The sequence below is a fragment of the Betaproteobacteria bacterium genome, assembly GCA_016720065.1.
Classification (GTDB): domain Bacteria; phylum Pseudomonadota; class Gammaproteobacteria; order Burkholderiales; family Rhodocyclaceae; genus SSSZ01.
Map to the genome: position 1 here is coordinate 322423 of JADJXY010000001.1, position 23204 is coordinate 345626.

Here is a 23204-nt window from a genome sequence, read left to right on the forward strand (position 1 = left end):
GTTGAGCGCCCACGTGACCGTCCTGCTGGACGAGGCCGTCGAAGCCCTGGCGATTCGGCCGGACGGCGCCTACATCGATGCGACTTTCGGGCGGGGCGGGCATAGCCGCGCCATTCTCGCCCGCCTGGGCAGTGCCGGCCGCCTGGTCGCCCTGGATCGGGATCCGCAGGCCGTCGCCGCGGGCGAGGCGATCAACGACCCCCGTTTTTGTCTCGTTCACGCCGCCTTCGGCGATCTGGCTGCTGCGGTAGCCGGTGCCGGTCTGGCAGCGGCGGACGGGGTGCTGTTTGACGTAGGGGTGTCGTCGCCCCAGATCGACGACAAGGAGCGGGGGTTCAGCTTCCGCCACGATGCCCCCCTCGACATGCGGATGGATACCACCCGCGGCGAGACGGCGGCGGAATGGCTGGCGCGGGCCGATGAGCGAGACATCGTGGAGGTGATAAGAAATTATGGCGAAGAACGGTTTGCTGTCCAGATTGCAAAGAAGGTTGTGGCTGCTCGGAGCGAGCAAGCTCTTGTCACAACAGGCCAGTTCGCGGCCCTCGTACGCGCGGCCGTGCGCACCCGTGAGCCAGGGCAGGACGCGGCGACGCGCAGCTTTCAAGCTCTACGGATTCATATCAATCAAGAGCTCCGCCAGCTGGAGGTAGCCCTGCCCCAGGCGACCCAGCTCCTGCGCCGGGGGGGCAGGCTGGTGGTGATCGCCTTCCATTCCCTGGAGGACCGCATCGTCAAGCGCTATCTGCGTGCCCTGGCGGAGCCCGACGCCCTGCCGCGGGACATTCCCCTGCGGGCCGACCAGTTGCCGCAGCCCGTGCTGTGCCCGGTCGGCAAGGCGCTGCGTCCGTCGGCGGCGGAAGTCGTGGCCAATCCGCGGGCGCGCAGTGCCGTCATGCGTGTGGCGGAAAAGCTCTGATGCTGCGCGTCAATACCATTCTCCTCATCGTCCTGGTGCTCTCCGCCCTGGGGGTGGTCACCGCCCAGCACCGGGCCCGCAAGCTATTCCAGGACGTGGAGGCAGAGCAGGAACGGGCGCGGCAACTCGACGTGGAGTTCGGCCAGTTGCAACTGGAGATGTCTACCTGGGCGACCCATCCCCGCATCGAGCAGATCGCGCGGGAGCGCCTGCGCATGCGCCAGCCTGACGCCTTCGGTCGCGTCATCGAGCCTGCCACCGCTCCGGCCGCGTCGCGCGGAGGGCGCCGCTGATGGTCGTTCGCCGCCGCGGTCGCGCCGCCCACCGTTTCGCCGAAAGCCCGGTCCTGCAACTGGCCTTGCAGGGTTGGCGGTCACGCTTGGTCGGGCTGGTGCTCATGGGGGCCTTCGCGCTGCTGGCCGGGCGCGGCTTTTATCTCCAGATCGTCGATACCGACTTTCTCCGCGGCAAGGGGGAATCCCGCTATTTGCGCGATATCGAGGTTTCCGCCTCCCGGGGCAGGATCGTGGACCGCAATGGCGATCTGCTGGCGGTCTCGACGCCCATGAAGTCCATCTGGGCCATCCCGGCAGATGCCCGCCAGATGGGGCCGGAGCAGAAACGGCGTCTGGCCGCCCTGCTCGACGTGCCGCCGCGGGACATGGAGCAGCGTCTGGCGGGAGACAAGACCTTTGCCTTCCTGAAGCGCCAGGTGCCGCCCGATGTCGCCGATCAGGTCTCGGCCCTCAAGCTGCCTGGGGTACACCAGGAAAAGGAATACCGCCGCTACTACCCGGCCGGAGACATGACCGCCCATATGGTGGGCTTTACCGGCGTGGACGACCGGGGCCTGGAGGGGGTCGAACTGGCCTTCCAGAAGAGCCTCGAAGGCCGCGCCGGCAGCCGCAGTGTCATCAAGGACAGGCGCGGACACATCGTCGAGGACGTGGGGGCCCTCAAACCGCCGCGGGACGGCAAGGACGTTCGTCTGGCGCTGGATTCCAAGATCCAGTACCTGGCCTACAGCCATCTCAAGGCAGCGGTTGCCGAGCACAAGGCCCGCGCCGGCGGGGCCATCGTCCTCGATGCCCGCAGCGGCGAAGTGCTCGCCCTGGTCAATCTGCCCACCTACAACCCCAACAACCGCGAGCATCTTTCCGGCGCCCAACTGCGCAACCGGGCCCTGACCGATACCTTCGAGCCCGGCTCGATCATGAAGCCCTTTACCGCCGCCCTGGCCCTGGAGCGAGGCAAGGTGCGCTTCGACACCGTGATCGACTGCGCCCCGGGGCGCATGACCATTGGCAGCGCCACCATTTCCGACGCCCATCCCCACGGCCCCCTGACCGTGGCCCAGGTGATCCAGAAGTCGTCCAACGTGGGCACCGCCAAGCTGGCCTTCAATTTCTCGCCCCGGGAAATGTGGGAAATGTACGACGCGGTGGGTTTCGGCCAGCAGCCGCAGTTGGGATTTCCCGGCGAAGTTTCCGGCCGGCTGCGCCCCTGGAAGAACTGGCGGCCCATCGAACAGGCCACCATGTCCTACGGCCATGGCATTTCGGTCAGCCTGATTCAGATCGCCCGGGCCTATACCGTCTTCGCCCGGGACGGCGACCTCGTTCCGCTCTCGCTCCTGCGCCTGGATGAGCCGCCGGCCAAGGGCGTCCAGGTCTTCTCGCCGGAGACCGCCCGGGAAATCCGCGCCATGCTCGAAATGGCGGTCCAGCCCGAGGGAACGGCGCCCAAGGCCCGCGTCGTGGGCTACCGCGTGGGAGGCAAGACGGGCACCGCCTACAAGATCGAGAACGGCGCCTATGCCCGCAAGTACGTGTCGTCCTTCGTGGGTGTTGCGCCCCTCAGCGATCCACGCCTGGTGGTGGCGGTGATGATCGACGAGCCGACCGCGGGCGGCCACTACGGGGGCGACGTGGCGGGGCCTGCCTTTTCCGGCATCACCGCCGGCGCCCTGCGCACCCTGGGGATCAAGCCCGATCTGCCGCTCCAGGTGGCCCAGCAGGACCGCGCAGCGGGGGGAGGGCACCTATGACCGCGGTGCGCGAATTGCTGGCCGACCTCGAAGCCGCGGGCATCCGCCCCAGCGGGGTGACCGACGACAGCCGTCGGGTGGCCCCGGGGGATATCTTCCTGGCCTACCCCGGCGACCTCGCCGATGGCCGGCGCTACATTCCCGACGCCCTTGCCCGAGGCGCGGCGGCGGTCCTCTGGCAGCCCGGCGGTGACTTCGCCTGGGACGCCGCTTGGCGCGTTGCCAATCGCTCGGCCAGCGGCCTGCGCGCTTTGGCCGGTCCCCTGGCCCACGAAGTTCTCGGCCGGCCCAGCGAAAGGCTCTCCCTGGTCGCCATCACCGGTACCAACGGGAAGACCACCGTCAGCCAGTGGCTGGCCCGGGCCTATCCCGGGGCCTGCGCCGTGATCGGTACCCTGGGCGCGGGCTTTCCGGATGAATTGCAGGAAACGGGCTTCACCACGCCGGAAGCCACCGCCCTGGTGGCCGCCCTGGCCGACTTCCAGGGGAGGGGGGCGCGGGCCTGCGCCCTGGAGGCGAGTTCCATCGGCATCGAGGAAGGACGCATGAACGGCCTGCGGGTCGACGTGGCCGTATTCACCAATCTGTCCCGGGACCATCTCGATTACCACGGCACCATGGAGGCCTACTCGGCGGCCAAGGAGCGCCTGTTCAACTGGCCGCGCCTGCGCGCCGCGGTGGTGAATCTGGACGATCCCTTCGGGCGCCTTCTGTTCAGCGCCTCCTCCGCCAGCCGCATCCTCGGCACCACGGTGGGCGAAGGCGAGCAGGCCACCCGGGCCGCGGTGCGGGCGGAGCACCTGGAGGCGACGCCCGAGGGACAGTCTTTCACCCTCGTCCTGCCCAACGGTCGGGTCGCCGTGCGCACCGCGATCCTGGGGCGCTACAACGTCTCCAACCTGCTGGCCGTCGCTGCGGTGCTGTACGACACGGGCCTCGCGGCCTCCGACATCGCCGCCCGGCTCCAGGCCCTCGCCCCTCCTCCAGGGCGCCTGGAGCGCCTGGGAGGCGAGGGCGAGCCGCTGCTGGTGGTGGATTACGCCCATACACCCGACGCCCTGGCCAACGCCCTGCAAGCCCTGCGCGACGTGGCTGCGGCCCGAGGCGGAAAGCTGGCGGTCGTCTTCGGCTGTGGCGGTGACCGGGACCGCGGCAAGCGTCCCCTGATGGGCGAGGTGGCGACCCGGGGCGCCGACAGCGTCATCGTCACCAGCGACAACCCGCGTCGGGAAGACCCCGCCGCCATCATCGCCGACATTCTGCCCGGCGCGCCCGGCGCCCGCGTCATCGAGGACAGGGCCGAGGCCATCCATGCCGCCCTGGCGGCCGCCACCGACGTCGACGTGGTGCTGCTGGCCGGCAAGGGTCACGAACCCTACCAGGAGCGCAACGGCCTGCGCACGCCCTTCTCCGACCTGGCCGAAGCTCGCGCCGCCCTCGCCAGACGCCAAGAGAAAAAACAATGAATTGGCTCCTCTCCGAAATCGCTCAAGCCATAGGTGCGCGTCAGGTCGGCGCCAACCAGGCCGTGACCGGCGTGTCCACCGACACCCGCGCCGCCGCTGGCGGCATGCTCTTCGTGGCCCTGCGCGGCGAGCGTTTCGACGCTCACGATTTTCTCGATCAGGCCGTCGCCACCGGCGCTGCCGCCCTCATGGTCAGCGACGCGAGCCGCCTGCCGGCCGGCGCCGCGGCCCTGGTGGTGGACGACACCCGCCTCGCCCTGGGGCGCCTGGCCGCCGCCTGGCGCAGCCGCTTCACCCTGCCGGTGCTGGCCGTGACGGGATCCAATGGCAAGACCACGACCAAGGAAATGATCGCCGCCATCCTCAAGGCAGCCTTCGGCGACGCCGTGCTGGCCACCCGTGGCAATCTCAACAACGACATCGGCCTGCCGCTGACCCTGCTGGGGCTGAACGCCGGGCATCGGGCGGCGGTGATCGAGATGGGCATGAACCATCCGGGCGAAATCGCCTATCTCGCTCCCATCGGCGCGCCGACGGTGGCTGTGATCACCAACGCCCAGCGCGCCCACCTGGAAGGCATGGGCGACCTGGACGAAGTGGCGCGGGAGAAGGGTGCCATTTTCGGCGGGCTGCAAGGGAAAAGCGTCGCCGTGGTCAATGCCGACGACGCCTACGCCGACTACTGGCGCAGCCTCGCCGGCCCGCACAGCGTCCTCACCTTCGGCATCGACAGCCCCGCCGACGTCCGCGGCGAGGTGCGCCAGCACGGGCTGGACATCACCCTGCATCTCATCGCTCCCCAGGGCGAGGCCGACATTGCCCTGGCCGTGCCGGGTCGGCACAACGCCCGCAACGCCGTTGCGGCGGCGGCGACCTGCCTCGCCGCCGGCATTCCCTTGGCTGCTGTGGCCCAGGGGCTGGCCGCCTTTGCCGGGGTCAAAGGGCGCCTGCAGCGGCGCCCGGGTGCCAACGGCGCCGTGATCCTCGACGACAGCTACAACGCCAATCCGGATTCCGTGCGGGCCGGCATCGACGTGCTGGCCTCCACCATCGGCCACAAGATCATGGTGCTGGGCGACATGGGCGAGATCGGTCAGGCCAGCGCCCAGTACCACGACGAGATCGGCGGCTATGCCAAGAGCCAGGGCGTCGACCGTCTCTATACCCTGGGTGAGGCTTCCCAGTTGGCGGCTCACAACTTCGGCGACGGCGGGCAGTCCTTCCGCAGCCCGGAAGAGTTGCTGAACGCGCTCACCCCCGAGCTCACCCCCGACGCAACCGTGCTGGTGAAGGGTTCGCGCTTCATGAAGATGGAACGGGTCGCCGACGCCATCGCCGCCCTCACCCCCGACCCCTCTCCCGCAGGCGGGCGAGGGGAGACAACCGCGGCGCGGTGCGCCGACACAAATCCGGAGGGTGCGTAATGCTCCTCGCCCTTGCCCAGTACCTTGCCCAGGACGTGCGCTTCTTCAACGTCTTCAACTACATCACCCTGCGCACGGTGCTGGCGGCCATGACGGCGCTCATCATCAGCTTTGCCGCCGGTCCGGCGGTGATCCGCTGGCTGGCGGCCAAGAAGATCGGCCAGGCGGTGCGCACCGACGGCCCCCAGACCCATCTGGTGAAGTCCGGCACGCCCACCATGGGCGGTGTGCTGATCCTAATCGCCATCGGCATCACCACGCTGCTGTGGGCCGACCTCAGCAACAAGTACGTGTGGACCGTGCTGGTGGTGACCCTGGGTTACGGCATCATCGGCTGGTACGACGACTGGAAGAAGGTGGTCTACCGCGATCCGAACGGCCTGGCCAGCCGCTGGAAATTCTTCTGGCAGTCGGTGCTGGGCGTCGGTGCCGCCCTGTTCCTGGCCTTTTCCGCCAAGTCACCGGGCCAGACCGAACTCATCGTCCCCTTCTTCAAGACCGTGGCCTACCCGTTGGGCATCGTCGGCTTCATCACCCTGACCTACTTCGTCATCGTCGGCACCTCCAACGCGGTGAACCTGACCGACGGCCTGGACGGCCTCGCCATCATGCCCACGGTGCTGGTGGCAGCCGCCTTCGTCATCTTCGCCTACGTCACCGGCCACGCGGTGTACGCCAAGTACCTCTTCATCCCCTACGTGCCGGGGGCCGGCGAATTGTGCATCTTCCTCGGCGCCATGGCCGGGGCGGGGCTGGGTTTCCTGTGGTTCAACGCCTATCCGGCGGAAGTGTTCATGGGCGATGTCGGCGCCCTGGCCCTGGGCGCTGCCCTGGGCACGGTGGCGGTCATCGTGCGCCAGGAAGTCGTGCTCCTCATCATGGGCGGCGTCTTCGTCGGCGAAACCCTGTCGGTGATGCTGCAGGTGGCCTACTTCAAATACACCAAGCGGAAATTCGGCGAAGGCCGCCGCATCCTGCGCATGGCGCCCCTGCATCACCATTTCGAGCAGTCCGGCTGGAAGGAAACCCAGGTCGTGGTGCGCTTCTGGATCATCACCATCATGCTGGTCCTCCTCGGTCTCTCCACCCTGAAACTGAGATGAAACGGCCCCCACGCTCACTTCGCTCACTGCCCCCCGCGGGGGCGCAGGCCCCCTTTGGGACGGCCCGGCAGGAGGCCTGATGGAACTCAAGGGCAAAACCATCCTCGTCGTCGGGCTCGGTGAATCCGGGCTGGCCATGGCCAAGTGGCTGGGCCGGCTGGGCGCCCGCGTGCGGGTGGCCGACTCCCGGGAGAATCCGCCCAACGTCGACGCTCTCTTCGCTGCCGTGCCCGGTGCCGAGCTGATTGCCGGCCCCTTCGCCGATGCGGCCTTCGCCGGCGTGGATCTGATCGCCCTGTCGCCGGGCGTGCCCAAGGCCACGCCTCAGGTGGAGAACGCCGCCGCGCCGGTGATTTCCGAAATCGAACTGTTCGCCGCCGGTGTCCGCCAATTCGCGCCCGGCAGCCGGATCGTCGGCATCACCGGCAGCAACGGCAAGACCACCACGACCGCGCTCACCGCCCACCTGCTCAAGGGCGCCGGAGTGCCGGCGGTGGCCTGCGGCAACATTTCGCCGTCGGCCCTCGATGCCCTCATGGACGCCCTCGACACGGGCAAGCTGCCGGCGGTGTGGGTGGTGGAGCTGTCCAGCTTCCAGCTGGAGACGACCGACCACCTGAACGCCGCCGCCGCGACCCTGCTCAACGTCTCCGAAGATCATCTCGACCGCTACGAGGGCAGCCTGGCCAACTATGCCGCCGCCAAGGCCCGCATCTTCCAGGGCAAGGGCGTCCTGGTCCTCAACCGGGACGACGACTGGTCCATGGCCAACGGCCGCTGCGGGCGCACCCTGGTGACCTTCGGCCTCGACGCGGCTCCCCGGGGTACCGACTACGGCCTGGCGGATGGCCATCTCTGCCGCGGCCAGGTGCGCCTGGTGGCCCTGGCCGACCTCAGGATCGCCGGACTGCACAACGCCGCCAACGCCATGGCCGCCCTGGCCCTGTGCGAGGCGGTGGGCGTGGCGCCGGACCGCCTGATGGAAGCGCTGAAGGCCTTCCAGGGCCTGCCCCATCGCGTCGAAGCCGTGGCCGAGAAGCGCGGCGTGCTCTACGTCGATGACTCCAAGGGCACCAACGTCGGCGCCACCCTGGCCGCCATCGAAGGTCTGGGGCGGCCGGTGAACATCGTCCTGGGCGGCGACGGCAAGGGCCAGGATTTCTCTCCCCTGCTGCCGGCACTGCAAAAGCATGGCCGTGCCGCCGCGCTCATCGGCCGCGACGCCGCTGCCATCGAGACGGCCATCGCCGGCGCAGGCATTGCGCTGCAGCGCTGTGCCGACATGGGCGAGGCGGTCCGCTGGCTGGCCAGCCAGGCGCAGGCGGGCGACTGCGTGCTGCTCTCGCCAGCCTGTGCCAGCCTCGACATGTACAAGAACTACGCCCACCGCGCGCAAGCCTTCGTCGACGCGGTGCAGGGGCTGCCCTCATGATGCTCGCCGCCCTCGACTCCCCCCGCCGCGAAGTGGCCGAGATCGACCACGCTCTCCTGTGGAGCGCGCTGCTGCTGCTGTTTACCGGGCTGGTCATGGTCTATTCCTCGTCCATCGCCACGGCGGAGGCCAGCCGCGCCTTTGGGCACCAGCCCACTTACTTCCTCTTCCGCCACGCCATTTTCCTGTGCATCGGCCTGGTGGTCGCCGGCTTCGTCTTCCAGGTACCGCTGGCTGTCTGGCAGCGCGCCGCGCCCCTGCTCTTTCTCGGGGGGGTGCTCCTCCTCGCCATCGTGCTCATCCCCGGTATCGGGCGCGACGTGAATGGCGCCCGGCGCTGGCTGTCCCTGGGCTTCGCCAACCTGCAACCTTCCGAGCTGATGAAGCTCTTTGCGGTGCTCTACGCCGCCGATTACACGGTGCGCAAGATTTCGGTCATGCACGACCTCAAGAAGGCCTTTCTGCCGATGTTCGGCGCCATGTTCGTGGTCGGCATGCTGCTTCTGAAGGAGCCCGACTTCGGTGCCTTCGTGGTCATCATCGCCATCGCCATGGGCATCCTTTTCCTGGGGGGGCTGCGGGCGCGCCTCTTCGTCGTCCTGGTGGCGGGCCTGCTGGTGGCGTTCACCGTGCTCATCATCGTCTCGCCCTACCGGCGGGACCGCATCTTCGGCTTCATGGACCCCTGGGGTGACGAATTCGGCCGGGGTTATCAACTGTCCCACTCCCTCATCGCCTTCGGTCGGGGGGAGCTCTTTGGCGTCGGCCTGGGCGCCAGCGTGGAGAAACTGTTCTACCTGCCGGAAGCCCATACCGACTTCCTCCTCGCCGTCATCGCCGAGGAACTGGGCTTCGTCGGTGTCCTGGTTGTTGTCCTGCTCTTCGCCCTGCTGGTGCAGCGGGCCTTCGCCATCGGCCGCCGCTGCGTCCAGCTCGACCGCCTCTATCCGGCCCTGGTGGCCATGGGCATCGGCATCTGGATGGGCGTGCAGTCCTTCATCAACATGGGTGTGAATATGGGGCTCCTGCCCACCAAGGGCCTGACCCTGCCGCTGATGAGCTTCGGCGGCTCGGGAATTGTGGCGAACTGCGTGGCTGTGGCGATCCTCTTGCGTGTCGACTGGGAGAACCGGCAGCTCATGCGAGGTGGAAAACTATGACCACGTTCGTGCTGCCTGTTTCGGCGCAGACAACGCGCCGCAAAGCGGCTCGTTGCGGCGCAGACTCATATTCGCGTAGCGAATGTGACGTCGTAGCCACTCACCCGCCGCAGCCGGTGTTAAGCGCGCAGCGCGGCCGGAGACAAAACAGGCATCTCAGGCGTGGAGGGAAGCTATGAGCAAGACCCTCCTCGTTATGGCCGGCGGTACCGGCGGCCACATCTTCCCCGCTCTCGCTGTCGCCGAGAAGATGCGCGAACGCGGCTGGCGGGTCGTCTGGATGGGCAATCCGGAGGGCATGGAAGCCCGTCGCGTACCCCAGCACGGCTTCGAGATGGTGTGGGTGAAGTTCGAGGCCCTGCGCGGCAAGGGGCTGTTGCGCAAGCTGCTGCTGCCCTTGAATCTCCTCAAGGGTTTCTGGCAGGCCTTGAAGGCCATCCGCCAGGTGCGTCCGGACGTGGTGCTGGGCATGGGCGGTTACATCACCTTCCCCGGCGGCATGATGGCGGTGCTGCTCGGCAAGCCCCTCGTGGTGCATGAGCAGAATTCCGTCGCCGGGCTCGCCAACCGTGTGCTGGCCGGCGTTGCCGACCGGGTCGTCACCGGCTTCCCGGAGGTCTTGAAAAAGGGCGCCTGGGTGGGCAACCCGGTGCGCCCGGAGATCGCGGCCCTGCCGGCGCCCGCCGAGCGCCTCAAGGAGCGTAGCGGCAGCCTGCACCTGCTGGTCATCGGCGGCAGCCTGGGGGCCAAGGTGCTCAACGAGGTCATTCCCCAGGGCCTGGCCCAGCTCAATGCCGACGAACTGCCCCAGGTGGTGCATCAGGCGGGTGAGCAGCATCTGGAAGCCCTCAAGGCCAACTACGCCGCCGTCGGCATCCACGCCCACTGCGTCGCTTTCATCGACGACATGGCCGGTGCCTACGAGTGGGCCGATGTGGTAATTTGCCGCGCCGGCGCGCTGACCATCGCCGAACTGGCCGCTGCCGGGGTGCCGGCCATCCTGGTGCCCTTCCCCCACGCGGTGGATGACCACCAGACGGGGAACGCCAAGTTCCTGGTGAATGTGGGCGGGGCCTTCCTGCTGCCCCAGGGCGAGCTGAGCCCCGATTCCGTCGCCCTGATCCGCAACTACAGCCGCAGCCAGCTCCTGGAAATGGCCGAGAAGGCGCGGAGCATGGCCAAGCCCGACGCCACCGAGGAAGTGGCGAATATCTGTTCCGAGGTGGCGAAATGAAGCACAAGGTCAAGAATATCCACTTCGTCGGCGTCGGCGGTTCCGGTATGAGCGGCATCGCCGAGGTCCTGGCCAACCTGGGTTACAAGGTCTCCGGTTCCGACCTCGCCGCCAGCGCCACGACGCGCCGCCTGGAAGCCCAGGGCGTCAAGGTCCACGTCGGCCACGCCGCCAAGCACGTTGCCAAGGCGGACGCGGTGGTGGTGTCCACCGCCGTCAAGGCCGACAACCCGGAAGTGGTCGCCGCCCGTGAGCGTCACGTGCCGGTGGTGCCCCGGGCCCAGATGCTGGCCGAGCTGATGCGCCTCAAGCAGGGCATCGCCATCGCCGGCACCCACGGCAAGACCACCACCACCAGCCTGGTCACCAGCATCCTGGCCGAGGGCGGCATCGATCCCACCTTCGTCATCGGCGGCCGCCTCAACGCCGCCGGCGCCAACGCCAAGCTGGGGCAGGGCGATTTCCTGGTGGCCGAGGCCGACGAATCCGACGCTTCCTTCCTCTACCTGTCGCCGGTCATCTCGGTGGTCACCAACATCGACGCTGACCACATGGAAACCTACGGCCACGACTTCGAGCGCTTGAAGGGCGCCTTCGTCGATTTCCTCAACCGCCTGCCTTTCTATGGGGTGGCGGTACTCTGCGCCGACGATCCCAACGTGCGCGCCATCCTGCCGGCGGTGCCCAAGCAGATCGTCACTTACGGCCTCGACCCGGCGGCCAACGTCCACGCCGAGAACGTGCGGGCGGTGGACGGCCAGATGCATTTCGATGCGGTAAGGGTGAACGGCAGCGTCTCCCGCCTGCCCATCACCCTCAACCTGCCGGGCATGCACAACGTCCTGAACGCCCTGGCCGCCATCGCCGTGGCCACCGAGGTGCAGGTGCCGGACGCCGCCATCATCAAGGCGCTGGCCGAATTCAAGGGCGTCGGCCGCCGCTTCCAGCGCTACGGCGAGGTGGCCCTGCCGGAGGGTGGCAGCTTTACCCTCATCGATGACTACGGCCACCACCCGGTGGAAATGGCCGCCACCCTCGCCGCCGCCCGCGGGGCCTTCCCGGGCCGCCGCCTGGTGCTGGCCTTCCAGCCCCACCGCTACACCCGCACCCGCGACTGCTTCGAGGATTTCGTCAGGGTGCTGTCGACGGTCGATGCGCTGCTGCTGGCCGAGGTCTACGCCGCCGGCGAAGCGCCCATCGTCGCCGCCGACGGCCGGTCGCTCGCCCGGGCCCTGCGCGTGGTGGGCAAGGTGGAGCCGGTCTTCGTCGAGGACATCGCGGCCATGCCGCAAACCATTCTGGATGTCGCCCGGGACGGCGACGTGGTGTTGACCATGGGTGCCGGTTCCATCGGCGCGGTACCCGGCAAGCTGGTTGAAGGAAAGCCCTCGTGAGCAATTTCGGTAAAGTCGCGGTGCTCTTCGGCGGAACGTCCGCCGAAAGGGAGGTGTCCTTGAACAGCGGGTCGCGGGTGCTGGCCGCCCTGCAGGGGCAGGGCATCGACGCCCATGCTTTCGATCCCGCCAACCAGCCCCTGGACGCCTTGAAGGGCTACGACCGGGCCTTCATCGCGCTGCACGGTCGCCACGGCGAGGACGGCACCATCCAGGGCGCCCTGGAGATGATGCACATCCCCTACACCGGCCCCGGCGTGCTGGCCTCCGCCCTGGCCATGGACAAGTTCCGCACCAAGCTGATGTGGCGTGCCGCCGGCCTGCCCATCCCGGAATACGCGGTGCTCAAGGCTGATTCCGACTTCGCCGAGATCGAGGAGGAATTGGGCCTGCCTCTCTTCGTCAAGCCCGCCCGGGAGGGGTCTTCCATCGGCATTACCAAGGTCAGGGCCCGGGGGGATCTGGCCGCGGCCTATGCCGAGGCGGCCAGACACGACTCCCTGGTGATCGCCGAAAAGGGCGTCCTGGGCGGCGAATACACCGTCGGCATCGTCGGCGACGAGGCCCTGCCCATCATCAAGATCGAGCCGGCCACCGACTGGTACGACTACGAAGCCAAGTACATCCGCAACGACACCAAGTACCTCTGCCCCTGCGGCCTGCCGGCCGAGCAGGAGGCCCGTATCCGCAAGGGGGCCCTGGAAGCCTTTCGCATCCTTGGGGGGCGGGGCTGGGGCCGGGTGGATTTCCTCATGGACGAGGAGGGGCAGCACTACTTCCTTGAGGCCAACACGGCGCCGGGCATGACCGACCATTCCCTGGTGCCCATGGCGGCCCGGGTGGCCGGCATGGACTACCCTACCCTGGTGCGCCGGGTGCTCGAACTGGCTTCCCACGACTGACATGATCTCGCCGGCCACCGCCCCTTCTCTCACCCCCCGGGGCCTGCCCCAGGGGGAGGTATGAGCCATGTGGAACAAGCCCGACGCCCTCAACGCCCTGGCCGATCTCCTGCTTCTGGCAGGGGTCGCGGCGCTGCTGGCGGTGGGGGTCGTCTGGCTGGTGCGGGTGCCCTCCCTGCCCATAAAGCAGGTGGTGTTCACCCAGGAACTGCATCAGGTGCGGCGCCTGGAAGTGGAGCAGGCGCTGCCTACGGCGCTCAAGGGCAATTTCTTCAGCGTCAATCTGGATGCCGTGCGCGCCGCTCTGGAAAAGTTGCCCTGGATTCGCCGGGTGCAGGTGCGGCGGGTGTGGCCGGCCCGGCTGGAAGTGAGCGTCGAGGAGCATCGGGCGGCCGCGCGTTGGGAAAGCGGGGCGGCGGCGAGCAACGAACTGGTGAACACCTATGGCGAGGTCTTCGCGGCGCCGCTGGCCAGGACCGAGGCTGCGCTGCTGCCCGCCCTGCACGGCCCGGCGGGCACGGCGCCGGACCTGCTGCGCCGCCACGGCGACTGGACGGAGTCCTTCCGGGCCTTGGGGCAGAGACCGATCCAGGTGCTGCTGTCGCCGCGGCTGTCGTGGCACATGCGCCTGGACAGCGGCATGGCCATCGAGTTGGGGCGGGACCAGCCCAAGTCGCCGGTGGGCGCCCGGCTGGAGCGATTTGTGAAGGTGTACGGGGAAACCGTGGGGCAGCGGGAAACGCTGCCGGCGGTGGTGGATTTACGGTATCCCAACGGCTTTGCCCTGCGGGGAGCGGCTGTGGCGGGAAAGGGAAAGTAGGGACATGAGCAGGGACAACAAGGATCTGGTGGTCGGGCTCGATATCGGCACGTCGAAAATCGTCGCCCTGGTGGCCGAAATCACGCCGGAAGGGCGCCTCAGCGTCATCGGCATGGGGTCGCAGGATTCCCGCGGCCTGAAGAAGGGCGTGGTGGTCAATATCGAGGAGACGGTGCACACCATCAGCCGCGTCATCCAGGAAGTCGAGCTGATGGCGGACTGCAAGGTGCGGGACGTCTACACCGGCATCGCCGGCAGCCACATCAAGAGCTTCAACTCCAACGGCATGGTGGCGATCAAGGACAAGGAAGTGACCCCGACCGATGTCGAGCGCGTCATCGAAACTGCCCGTGCCATGCCCATCCCGGCCGATCAGGAAATCCTGCACATCCTCACCCAGGAGTTCGTCATCGACGGCCAGGATGGCATCCGAGAGCCCATCGGCATGAGCGGCATGCGCCTCGAAGTGCGGGTGCACATCGTCACCGGCGCCGTGTCGGCGGCCCAGAACATCGTCAAGTGCGTGCGCCGCTGTGGCCTGGAAGTGAACGACCTGGTGCTGCAACCCCTGGCCTCCAGCTACGCCACGCTCTCGGAGGACGAGAAGGATCTCGGCATCTGCCTCATCGACATCGGCGGCGGCACCACCGACATTGCCGTGTGGACCCAGGGTGCCATTCGCCACACTTCGGTGATTCCCATCGCCGGCGACCAGGTTACCAACGATATTGCGATGGCTCTGCGCACGCCCACCCGGGAAGCCGAAGACATCAAGCGCAAGTTCGGCTGCGCTCTCGCTGCCCTGGCCGACCCGGCCGAAACCCTGGAGGTGGCCGGCGTGGACGACCGCCCCAGCCGCAAGCTGTCCCGCCGTGCCCTGGCCGACGTCATCCAGCCCCGGGTGGAGGAGCTGTATGAGTTGATCCAGTCCGAATTGCGCCGGGCGGGGTTCGAGGAAGTGCTGTCCTCGGGCATCGTGCTTACGGGCGGAGCCAGCGTCATGCCCGGCATGATCGAGCTGGGCGAGGAGATTTTCCACATGCCGGTGCGCCTGGGGACCCCCAAATACGGCGGCAGCCTGGCCGACGTGGTGCAGAGCCCCCGCTTCTCGACCGCCTTTGGCTTGCTGCTGGAGGCCCAGGCCCAGCACAAGCGGGGACAGAAGATCAAGGAAAAGCAGGGCGTCAGGGACGTCCTGTCCAGCATGAGATCGTGGTTCGCAAAGAACTTTTGAGTGTGGTTTGACCGTTTTTTCAGAGGAGACGTCTATGTTTGAAATTATCGACAAGGAAGAGACCGGGACCGTCATCAAGGTGATCGGCGTGGGCGGCGCTGGCGGCAACGCCATCGAGCACATGATCCAGGAGGGCGTGCAGGGGGTGGAGTTCATCGCCGCCAACACCGACGCCCAGGCCCTGGCCCGCAACACCGCCCACGTGAAGGTTCCCCTGGGCAAGACCGGGCTGGGTGCCGGCGCCAAGCCCGAGGCCGGGCAGGCCGCCGCCGAAGCCCACCGGGAGGAAGTTCGCAGTTGCCTCACCGGTGCCCACATGGCCTTCATCACGGCTGGCATGGGCGGTGGCACCGGCACCGGCGCCGCTCCCGTCGTGGCCCAGGTGGCGCGCGAAATGGGCATCCTTACCGTCGGCGTGGTCACCAAACCCTTCTCCTTCGAGGGCGGCAAGCGCATGAAGTCCGCCGAAGCGGGCATCGCGGAATTCTCCAAGCACGTCGATTCCCTCATCGTCATCCTCAACGACAAGCTGATGGACGTCATGGGCGACGACGCCGGGGTGGACGAATGCTTCCGCGCTGCCGACGACGTGCTGAAGAACGCGGTCGGCGGCATCGCCGAGATCATCACCTACCCGGGTCTGGTGAACGTGGACTTCGAAGACGTGCGCACCGTCATGGGTGAAATGGGCCGCGCCATGATGGGCTCCGCCGTTGCCGCAGGCGTCGACCGGGCACGCATCGCCGCCGAGCAGGCCGTCGCCTCGCCGCTGCTGGAAGGCATCAACCTCTCCGGCGCCCGCGGCGTGCTGGTCAATATCACGGCTTCCCGCGGCAACCTCAAGATGAAGGAAGTGAACGAGGTGATGAACACGGTAAAGGCCTTTGCCGCGGAAGACGCCCACATCATCTTCGGTGCCGTGTACGACGAACTGATGGGCGATGCCCTGCGCGTCACCGTCGTCGCCACCGGCCTGGGCCAGGCGGCCGCCAAGCGCCAGACTTTCGAGGTCATCAACACGCCGGTATTGCAGGCCACGGGAACCCACGACATGGTCGCCCCCACCGCGGTGGACTACAACGTCATGGCCGAAGTGCCGGCCGTGGTGCGTAAACGCAACGGCACCGTCGAGGCCCTGGCCAACAGCGGTGTGGAGAAGTACGACATTCCCGCTTTCCTGCGCAAACAGGCCGATTGACGGTCCGTTTTCCGGGAAAGACCCTTCTCTGAAAAGGGGGCGGCGCCTTGTGCTACAATGCGCCGTTTCCCACATTATTCAAGGACTTGGCATGCTGAAGCAGCGCACGCTCAAATCCCTCATCCGCGCCTGCGGCGTCGGTCTGCATGGCGGCGTCAAGGTCACCATGACCCTGCGTCCGGCGGCCCCGGATACCGGCATCGTCTTTCGCCGCGTGGATCTGGCCGAGCCCGTTGATTTGCCGGCCAATGCCCTTCTGGTGGGCGACACCCGCATGTGTTCCTGCCTGGAGCAGGAAGGCCCGCAAGGAAAAATCCGCGTCGGAACCATAGAGCACCTGATGTCCGCCTTTGCCGGTCTGGGCATCGACAACGCCTGGGTGGACCTCGACGCGCCGGAAGTGCCCATCCTTGACGGCTCCGCCGCGCCCTTCGTCTTCCTCATCCAGTCTGCCGGTATCGAGGAACAGAACGCCGCCAAGAAATTCATCCGTGTCACGGCGCCCATCGAAGTGCGCGACGGCGACAAGTGGGCCCGGTTCGAACCCCACGATGGCTATCGGCTGGCGTTTTCCATCGTCTTCAACCACCCCGCCATCGACCGCTCTGCCCAGTCGGCCGAGATGGATTTCGCCCAGCACTCCTATGTGCGCGAAATCGCCCGGGCCCGGACGTTCGGCTTCATGCAGGAAGTGGAAACCCTGCGCGAAAATGGCCTGGCCCTGGGGGGCGGTCTCGAAAACGCCATCGTCCTGGACGAGTTCCGGGTGCTCAATGGCGACGGCCTGCGTTACGGCGACGAGTTCGTCAAACACAAGATCCTGGACGCCATCGGCGATCTTTATCTTCTCGGGCATCCCCTTCTGGCGGCCTTTTCGGCCCACAAGTCCGGCCATGGCCTGAACAACCTCCTGGCGCGGGAACTGCTCGCCCGGCGTGACGCCTGGGAATTGGTCAGCTTCGAGGAAGCCGAGCGCGCACCTGCCGGAGTGTCCCGCTGGCTTGAGCTGGCGGCCTGAGTCGGGACCGGGGCGCCCGGGGTCTCCGTCATGCTGATCGTCCGGATTCTGGCCATCCTGGCGGTCATCGCCATCGGGGTCGGCTTTGTCGCCTACGCCTTTACCGGCGACCGTCGCTATCTCGGCTTTGCCTGGCGTCTGGCTCGCTGGGGTCTCCTGTTCATCCTGGTGTTTCTGGGGCTGCTCTTCTTCGAGCGGGTGCTGCTCATTCCCCTGTGAGGCCTGCGGCTCAGGGGTTTCCTGACCGGGCCAGCAGCGTTTCCAGCGCGGCCCGCAGCGGCCCCGGGGGAAGGTCGGTGGCGATGGCGCGCAGGCTGCCGACAGCCCCGCCAGACAGGGGTTTCTGCTGTGAAGCCCTTGATTGCCAAGGAATTTGGCGGGGTTGAACTTTGACGTCGATGCCGTTACACTCGACCCCTTCAACCGATAACTCGCTGCACAATCGCGGGCTCATTTGCCGGATTTTCGCAGCGACCGCGCCGTTGTCGGCGTGGATAACGATTCTTCCCGACTTGAAGTTGGCTACCCGGGCAACGGTGCCCAGGGGTTCCGGCAGGCTACGTTCCAGCCGGCGGGCCAGTTTGAGGATCAGACGGGCATGGGCCATGACCCTGCCTGCACCCTCGGCGGTATCGAGGAATTCCTCAGGCGAAGTAGGCATAGGAGGAGGTATCCGTGCAGATTATTCTTGTCTCTGGTCGTTTCAAGACGGCCAAGACCCTGACCATTATGCCGCGACACGTGCTGTTCGCGGTGGGCGCCTTCGTCGGTCTCGTCATCGCGGCGTCGATGGCATTTTCCTGGGTTTCGGTGCAATTGCGCCTTCCCCTGGTCCAGGAACTGGTGCTTTCCCTGCAACAGCGTGAAACCCGCCAGACCCAGGAATTCGTCCAGAACAATCTCCAGCTCATGGCGACCCGCCTCGGCGAACTTCAGGCCCAGGTGCTCCAGTTGGACGACCTGGAGGAGCGCCTCTATCGGCTGGCAGGGGTGAAGAGGGAAGCGGCGGCGAACGAGAAGCGCCCCGCCGGTCAGGGCGGCCCCCTGATTCTGGCACCCCTTTCGGCGGCTGAACTGCAAAAGGAAATCGACCGTCTGGCCAGTGTGGTGGATGGTCGGGCGGACCAGTTGGCGGAGCTCGAGGCCCGCGTTCTGGACAAGCGTGTGCGTGACCGCCTCCTGCCGACGACGCTGCCGGTGAAGGAAGGGGCCATCGGTTCCGGCTTCGGTCACCGTGCCGACCCCATTGCCGGTGTCCGCGCCATGCACGAAGGGATCGATTTTGTCGCGGAGACCGGCACTGCCGTGGTGGCCGCCGCGGGAGGCGTGATCCTGGCCGTCGAATATCATCCCGAGTTCGGCAACATGATCGACATCGACCACGGCGAAGGCCTGATCTCCCGTTACGCCCACCTGTCCAGGACTGCGGTCAAGATCGGGCAGATGGTGCAGCGCGGCGAGCGCCTCGGCGATGTTGGCAGCACCGGGCGTTCCACGGGCTCCCACCTGCATTTCGAAGTGCGCATGCTGGGCGTCGCGCAGGATCCGGCCCACTTCCTGAAGCAGGGATCGGAATACGCCCAGGCCCGCCGCCGCTGAGTGGGGGGGATTTTCCCGTACTTTCAGACGGTTTCCTCGTAACGGGCCGTCATCTTCGGGCCGGGGGGGCGTGCTAGAATCGGCCCTTTGCCGTTTCTGCGGCCCCCTATTCTCCTGCGATGATTCCCGGCCTCCTCAAGAAGATTTTCGGCAGCCGCAACGACCGGCTGGTTAAACAATATTCCGCGACGGTGCGTCGTATCAACGCCCTGGAGCCCGCTCTGGCCTCCTTGTCCGACGACGCGCTGCGGGCCAAGACCGACGAATTCCGCGCGCGCCACGAGAAGGGCGAATCCCTGGACGATCTGCTCCCCGAGGCCTTTGCCGTCGTGCGGGAAGCCGGCAAGCGGGCGTTGGGCATGCGGCATTTCGACGTCCAGCTCATCGGCGGCATGGTGCTGCATTACGGCAAGATCGCCGAAATGCGTACCGGCGAGGGCAAGACACTGGTCGCCACCCTGCCGTCCTACCTCAACGCCATCTCCGGCAAGGGCGTCCATGTCATCACGGTGAACGACTATCTGGCCAGCCGCGACGCCGAGTGGATGGGCCGCCTGCACCGCTTCCTGGGGCTGGCCGTGGGGGTCAACCTGTCCCAGATGGACCACGACGCCAAGCAGGCTGCCTACGTCGCCGACATCACCTACGGTACCAACAACGAATTCGGCTTCGACTACCTGCGCGACAACATGGTCTACGGCGCGGCAGACCGGGTACAGAAGAAGCTCAATTACGCCATCGTCGACGAGGTGGACTCCATCCTCATCGACGAAGCCCGCACCCCCCTCATCATCTCCGGCCAGGCCGAGGATCACACCGACCTCTACCTGCGCATGAAGGACGTGGTGCCCAAGCTCAGCCGGGCCGAGAAGGAAGACGGCGAGGGGGACTACTGGGTGGATGAGAAGGGACATCAGGTTCACCTGTCCGAGGCGGGCTACGAGCACGCCGAGCAGTTGCTGGCCGAGCATGGGCTGCTGGCCGAGGGGCGCAGCCTCTACGAAGCCGCCAACATCACCCTCATGCACCACTTGAACGCCGCCCTGCGTGCGCTGACCCTCTTCCACAAGGATCAGCACTACGTGGTGCAGAACGGCGAGATCGTCATCGTCGACGAATTCACCGGCCGCCTCATGGCGGGCCGGCGCTGGTCGGATGGCCTGCACCAGTCGGTGGAGGCCAAGGAAGGCGTGGCCATCCAGGCGGAAAACCAGACCCTGGCCTCGATCACCTTCCAGAACTACTTCCGCATGTACGGCAAGCTGGCCGGCATGACCGGCACTGCCGATACCGAAGCTTACGAATTCCACCAGATCTACGGGCTCGAAACCGTCGTCATTCCCACCCACCGCCCCATGGTGCGCAAGGACATGAACGATCTGGTCTACAAGACCGCCCAGGAAAAGCACACGGCCATCATCGCCGACATCCGTGACTGCGTGCAGCGCGGCCAGCCGACCCTGGTGGGCACGACGTCGGTGGAAAATTCCGAGCTGCTTTCGGCCATGCTCAAGCAGGAAGAAATTGCCCACCAGGTGCTCAACGCCAAGCAACACGCCCGGGAAGCGGACATCGTCGCCCAGGCCGGCCTGCCCGGCGCGGTGACCGTGGCCACCAACATGGCCGGCCGCGGGACGGACATCGTCCTGGGCGGCAATGTGGAGAAGCGCATCGCCGCGCTGCGTGACGACGCCTCCCTCGACCCCGCCGCCCGGGACGCTTCCATCGCCACCCTGAGAGCGGAGTGGCAGACCCTGCACCAGCGGGTGCTGGACGCTGGCGGCCTGCACATCATCGGTTCCGAGCGCCACGAATCCCGCCGCATCGACAATCAGTTGCGTGGCCGTTCCGGGCGCCAGGGCGACCAGGGCTCATCGCGCTTCTACCTCTGCCTGGACGACCCGCTCCTGCGCATCTTCGCCGGCGAGCGCCTGCGCACCATCATGGACAAGCTCAAGATGCCCGAAGGCGAGGCCATCGAGCATCCCCTGGTTTCCCGTTCCCTGGAATCGGCTCAACGCAAGGTCGAGGCGCGCAACTTCGACATCCGCAAGCAGCTCCTCGAATACGACGACGTTGCCAACGATCAGCGCAAGGTCATCTACCAGCAGCGCAACGAACTGCTGGAGAGCGAGGACATTTCCGAGACCATCGTCGCCATGCGCCATGGGGTCATCGCCGAAATTTTCCGCAATCACGTTCCCGCCGAGTCGGTCGAAGAGCAGTGGGATCTGCCCGGCCTGGAGCTGGCCCTGGAATCCACCCTGCAGATCAGCGCACCGGTGGCCGAGTGGTTCAGGGCCGAGCCGACCCTGGCCGACGACGACATGCTGGCCCGTATCGTCCACCAGGCCGACGCCAGCTATGCCGAGAAGGTCGAGCTGGTCGGTGCCGGCAATTTCCATCAGTTTGAGCGCAATGTCATGCTCCAGGTGCTCGATACCCATTGGCGCGAGCATCTGGCTGCCCTCGATCACCTGCGCCAGGGCATTCATCTGCGCGGCTATGCCCAGAAGAATCCCAAGCAGGAATACAAGCGCGAGGCCTTCGAGCTCTTCGAAAACCTCCTCGATTCCGTGCGCCGGGAGGTGACCCGCATCGTGTTTACGGTCCGCATCTCCTCTCCCGAGGAAGTGCAGGAAACCGCGCCTCACAACGAGGTGCAGAACGTCCAGTACCGCCATGCCGACTATGACGAGCCCCAGGACGACGCGCAGGAAGGGGAGGCACCCGTGCCTATGCCGCAGCAGCCCGTCCAGACCGGACCCAAGGTGGGCCGCAACGACCCCTGCCCCTGCGGCAGCGGCAAGAAATACAAGCAGTGCCACGGAAAGCTGTCGTAAGCGCAGCTTCGCCCCGGCGTCTCTGCCTGCGCCGGCCGTAACTGACTCCATGCCGAGTCGCCGGCCGGCTTGACGGAGCGCAGTGGCCCGCTCCGCTTCATCGTTCGAGGATCGCCCATGCCCGTGAATTACCAGACCCCCGCTCCGCAAGCGCTCTTCCCCGTCCCCGGAGTCCGCCTCGGTGTTGCCGCAGCGGAAATCCGCAAAAAGAACCGGCGCGACCTGACCCTCATCGCTCTCGACCCGGGCTGCACCGTCGCGGGTGTCTTTACCCAGAACCGCTTCTGTGCCGCTCCGGTCCAGTTGTGCCGCAGCCATCTGGAATGCGGCAGTGCCATCCGCGCCCTGGTCATCAACACCGGCATCGCCAATGCCGGCACCGGCGAGCCCGGCCGTCTGGCCGCCCAGGCGACCTGTGGCGCGGTGGCCGAGCTCCTTGGAGTCGAGGCGCAACAGGTGCTGCCTTTCTCCACCGGAGTCATCCTCGAAGCCCTCCCGGTGGAGCGTCTCGTCGCCGGCCTGCCCGCCTGCCAGACCGACCTCAAGGCCGACAACTGGCATGCCGCGGCCCACGCCATCATGACCACGGACACCGTCGCCAAGGCGGCCTCGCGCCAGGTTCAGGCAGTGGGGCGCACCGTCACCGTCACCGGCATGTCCAAAGGGGCGGGCATGATCAAGCCCAATATGGCCACCATGCTGGGCTTCGTCGCCACCGATGCGGGCATCGCGAGGCCGCTTCTGGAAACCCTGGTGAAAGAGGCCGCCGACGCCTCGTTCAATGGCATCACCGTCGACGGCGATACCTCGACCAACGACTCCTTCGTACTCATGGCCAGCGGCGCTTCGGGGGCCGCCTTCGTCACTGGCCAGGAGCCGGGCTGGGATGCCGTAAGGGATGCGCTGATCGCCGTGGCCGTGGAACTCGCCCAGGCCATCGTGCGGGACGGCGAGGGGGCGACCAAGTTCATCACCGTTGCGGTAGAAGGCGGGCGCGATCGGGAGGAATGTCGCCAGGTTGCCTACGCGGTGGCCCATTCCCCCCTGGTCAAGACGGCCTTCTTCGCTTCCGATCCCAATCTCGGGCGCATCCTGGCCGCCATCGGCTACGCGGGTATTGCCGATCTGGACGTAGACGGCCTGCGGGTCTGGCTCGACGACGTGATGGTGGCAGAAAAGGGCGGCCGGGCGGCCTCCTACCGGGAAGAGGATGGTGCCCGCGTCATGGGGCAGGCTGAAATCACCGTGCGCATCGACCTGGGCCGCGGGACTGCTATGGCGAACGTCCATACCTGCGACTTGTCCTACGACTACGTCAAGATCAACGCCGACTACCGTAGTTGATCTCGGGGTGTCGGAAAACTTTACACTAAGTCACAAAAAAGCCGGGATTGCCGTTTCGTGAGGCGTC

Annotated in this window: 20 protein-coding genes; 19 read left to right on the plus strand and 1 reads right to left on the minus strand. The window is 66.8% G+C overall.

Features of this window, described 5'->3' with window-relative positions:
• Window position 1: 1 nt before the first annotated feature.
• The 16 genes from rsmH (at window position 2) to IPM73_01595 (ending at window position 17570) form a co-directional block, all read left to right on the plus strand.
• Window positions 2-919, plus strand: coding sequence for a 16S rRNA (cytosine(1402)-N(4))-methyltransferase RsmH (gene rsmH, locus IPM73_01520; protein MBK8916770.1), 918 nt, complete (start codon window positions 2-4; stop codon window positions 917-919).
• Window positions 919-1212 (plus strand): cell division protein FtsL, encoded by a 294-nt coding sequence (gene ftsL / locus IPM73_01525; protein MBK8916771.1) that lies wholly within the window; start codon window positions 919-921, stop codon window positions 1210-1212. Before rsmH ends, ftsL begins: the two co-directional genes overlap by 1 nt.
• Window positions 1212-2966 (plus strand): penicillin-binding protein 2, encoded by a 1755-nt coding sequence (locus IPM73_01530; protein MBK8916772.1) that lies wholly within the window; start codon window positions 1212-1214, stop codon window positions 2964-2966. The genes ftsL and IPM73_01530 overlap by 1 nt, the downstream gene beginning before the upstream one ends.
• Window positions 2963-4432 (plus strand): UDP-N-acetylmuramoyl-L-alanyl-D-glutamate--2,6-diaminopimelate ligase, encoded by a 1470-nt coding sequence (locus IPM73_01535; GenBank protein MBK8916773.1) that lies wholly within the window; start codon window positions 2963-2965, stop codon window positions 4430-4432. The genes IPM73_01530 and IPM73_01535 overlap by 4 nt, the downstream gene beginning before the upstream one ends.
• Window positions 4429-5856, plus strand: a complete 1428-nt coding sequence (murF, locus tag IPM73_01540; protein MBK8916774.1) for a UDP-N-acetylmuramoyl-tripeptide--D-alanyl-D-alanine ligase — start codon at window positions 4429-4431, stop codon at window positions 5854-5856. The genes IPM73_01535 and murF overlap by 4 nt, the downstream gene beginning before the upstream one ends.
• Complete coding sequence (locus tag IPM73_01545; protein ID MBK8916775.1) at window positions 5856-6959, plus strand: phospho-N-acetylmuramoyl-pentapeptide-transferase; 1104 nt, start codon at window positions 5856-5858, stop codon at window positions 6957-6959. The genes murF and IPM73_01545 overlap by 1 nt, the downstream gene beginning before the upstream one ends.
• Before the next feature lie 79 nt (window positions 6960-7038).
• Window positions 7039-8391, plus strand: coding sequence for a UDP-N-acetylmuramoyl-L-alanine--D-glutamate ligase (gene murD / locus IPM73_01550; GenBank protein ID MBK8916776.1), 1353 nt, complete (start codon window positions 7039-7041; stop codon window positions 8389-8391).
• Window positions 8388-9551 (plus strand): putative lipid II flippase FtsW, encoded by a 1164-nt coding sequence (gene ftsW / locus IPM73_01555; protein MBK8916777.1) that lies wholly within the window; start codon window positions 8388-8390, stop codon window positions 9549-9551. Before murD ends, ftsW begins: the two co-directional genes overlap by 4 nt.
• Before the next feature lie 175 nt (window positions 9552-9726).
• Complete coding sequence (murG, locus tag IPM73_01560; GenBank protein MBK8916778.1) at window positions 9727-10785, plus strand: undecaprenyldiphospho-muramoylpentapeptide beta-N-acetylglucosaminyltransferase; 1059 nt, start codon at window positions 9727-9729, stop codon at window positions 10783-10785.
• On the plus strand, window positions 10782-12179 hold the full coding sequence (locus IPM73_01565) for a UDP-N-acetylmuramate--L-alanine ligase (GenBank protein MBK8916779.1): 1398 nt from the start codon (window positions 10782-10784) through the stop codon (window positions 12177-12179). Before murG ends, IPM73_01565 begins: the two co-directional genes overlap by 4 nt.
• Entirely contained in the window at window positions 12176-13081 is a 906-nt protein-coding gene (locus IPM73_01570) for a D-alanine--D-alanine ligase (protein ID MBK8916780.1), read from the plus strand. The genes IPM73_01565 and IPM73_01570 overlap by 4 nt, the downstream gene beginning before the upstream one ends.
• Window positions 13082-13148: 67 nt before the next feature.
• Window positions 13149-13901 carry a cell division protein FtsQ/DivIB gene (locus IPM73_01575; protein ID MBK8916781.1) on the plus strand — a complete coding sequence of 251 codons (753 nt, stop codon included), beginning with the start codon at window positions 13149-13151 and terminating at the stop codon, window positions 13899-13901.
• 4 nt (window positions 13902-13905) lie between these two features.
• The gene (gene ftsA, locus IPM73_01580; protein ID MBK8916782.1) at window positions 13906-15135 is read left to right on the plus strand and encodes a cell division protein FtsA; all 1230 of its coding nucleotides are present in this window, start codon (window positions 13906-13908) and stop codon (window positions 15133-15135) included.
• A gap of 34 nt (window positions 15136-15169) precedes the next feature.
• Window positions 15170-16333 carry a cell division protein FtsZ gene (gene ftsZ, locus IPM73_01585; protein ID MBK8916783.1) on the plus strand — a complete coding sequence of 388 codons (1164 nt, stop codon included), beginning with the start codon at window positions 15170-15172 and terminating at the stop codon, window positions 16331-16333.
• Between the two features lie 91 nt (window positions 16334-16424).
• On the plus strand, window positions 16425-17351 hold the full coding sequence (locus IPM73_01590; protein ID MBK8916784.1) for a UDP-3-O-acyl-N-acetylglucosamine deacetylase: 927 nt from the start codon (window positions 16425-16427) through the stop codon (window positions 17349-17351).
• Between the two features lie 30 nt (window positions 17352-17381).
• Window positions 17382-17570, plus strand: a complete 189-nt coding sequence (locus IPM73_01595) for a hypothetical protein (GenBank protein ID MBK8916785.1) — start codon at window positions 17382-17384, stop codon at window positions 17568-17570.
• A 10-nt stretch (window positions 17571-17580) separates the two neighbouring features.
• Here the strand turns inward: IPM73_01595 and IPM73_01600 are convergent, their stop codons facing one another.
• A complete protein-coding gene (locus tag IPM73_01600) occupies window positions 17581-18012 on the minus strand; it encodes a DUF721 domain-containing protein (GenBank protein MBK8916786.1) in 432 nt (143 codons plus the stop codon).
• A 68-nt stretch (window positions 18013-18080) separates the two neighbouring features.
• Between IPM73_01600 and IPM73_01605 the strand changes: the two genes are divergently transcribed.
• The 3 genes from IPM73_01605 (at window position 18081) to argJ (ending at window position 23137) form a co-directional block, all read left to right on the plus strand.
• Window positions 18081-18950 carry a M23 family metallopeptidase gene (locus tag IPM73_01605; protein MBK8916787.1) on the plus strand — a complete coding sequence of 290 codons (870 nt, stop codon included), beginning with the start codon at window positions 18081-18083 and terminating at the stop codon, window positions 18948-18950.
• Window positions 18951-19069: 119 nt separating this feature from the next.
• Window positions 19070-21793 carry a preprotein translocase subunit SecA gene (gene secA / locus IPM73_01610; protein MBK8916788.1) on the plus strand — a complete coding sequence of 908 codons (2724 nt, stop codon included), beginning with the start codon at window positions 19070-19072 and terminating at the stop codon, window positions 21791-21793.
• Window positions 21794-21910: 117 nt separating this feature from the next.
• Complete coding sequence (argJ, locus tag IPM73_01615) at window positions 21911-23137, plus strand: bifunctional glutamate N-acetyltransferase/amino-acid acetyltransferase ArgJ (GenBank protein ID MBK8916789.1); 1227 nt, start codon at window positions 21911-21913, stop codon at window positions 23135-23137.
• The last annotated feature ends 67 nt before the right edge of the window (window positions 23138-23204 follow it).

Coding starts and splice junctions, on each gene's coding strand:
- ftsW (MBK8916777.1), top strand. CDS start 8,388: ATGATGCTCGCCGCCCTCGACTCCCCCCGCCGCGAAGTGGCCGAGATC.
- ftsZ (MBK8916783.1), top strand. CDS start 15,170: ATGTTTGAAATTATCGACAAGGAAGAGACCGGGACCGTCATCAAGGTG.
- murG (MBK8916778.1), top strand. CDS start 9,727: ATGAGCAAGACCCTCCTCGTTATGGCCGGCGGTACCGGCGGCCACATC.
- IPM73_01605 (MBK8916787.1), top strand. CDS start 18,081: ATGCCGCGACACGTGCTGTTCGCGGTGGGCGCCTTCGTCGGTCTCGTC.
- secA (MBK8916788.1), top strand. CDS start 19,070: ATGATTCCCGGCCTCCTCAAGAAGATTTTCGGCAGCCGCAACGACCGG.
- argJ (MBK8916789.1), top strand. CDS start 21,911: ATGCCCGTGAATTACCAGACCCCCGCTCCGCAAGCGCTCTTCCCCGTC.
- IPM73_01535 (MBK8916773.1), top strand. CDS start 2,963: ATGACCGCGGTGCGCGAATTGCTGGCCGACCTCGAAGCCGCGGGCATC.
- IPM73_01575 (MBK8916781.1), top strand. CDS start 13,149: ATGTGGAACAAGCCCGACGCCCTCAACGCCCTGGCCGATCTCCTGCTT.
- ftsL (MBK8916771.1), top strand. CDS start 919: ATGCTGCGCGTCAATACCATTCTCCTCATCGTCCTGGTGCTCTCCGCC.
- IPM73_01545 (MBK8916775.1), top strand. CDS start 5,856: ATGCTCCTCGCCCTTGCCCAGTACCTTGCCCAGGACGTGCGCTTCTTC.
- ftsA (MBK8916782.1), top strand. CDS start 13,906: ATGAGCAGGGACAACAAGGATCTGGTGGTCGGGCTCGATATCGGCACG.
- murF (MBK8916774.1), top strand. CDS start 4,429: ATGAATTGGCTCCTCTCCGAAATCGCTCAAGCCATAGGTGCGCGTCAG.
- IPM73_01565 (MBK8916779.1), top strand. CDS start 10,782: ATGAAGCACAAGGTCAAGAATATCCACTTCGTCGGCGTCGGCGGTTCC.
- murD (MBK8916776.1), top strand. CDS start 7,039: ATGGAACTCAAGGGCAAAACCATCCTCGTCGTCGGGCTCGGTGAATCC.
- IPM73_01595 (MBK8916785.1), top strand. CDS start 17,382: ATGCTGATCGTCCGGATTCTGGCCATCCTGGCGGTCATCGCCATCGGG.
- IPM73_01590 (MBK8916784.1), top strand. CDS start 16,425: ATGCTGAAGCAGCGCACGCTCAAATCCCTCATCCGCGCCTGCGGCGTC.
- IPM73_01600 (MBK8916786.1), bottom strand. CDS start 18,012: ATGCCTACTTCGCCTGAGGAATTCCTCGATACCGCCGAGGGTGCAGGC.
- IPM73_01530 (MBK8916772.1), top strand. CDS start 1,212: ATGGTCGTTCGCCGCCGCGGTCGCGCCGCCCACCGTTTCGCCGAAAGC.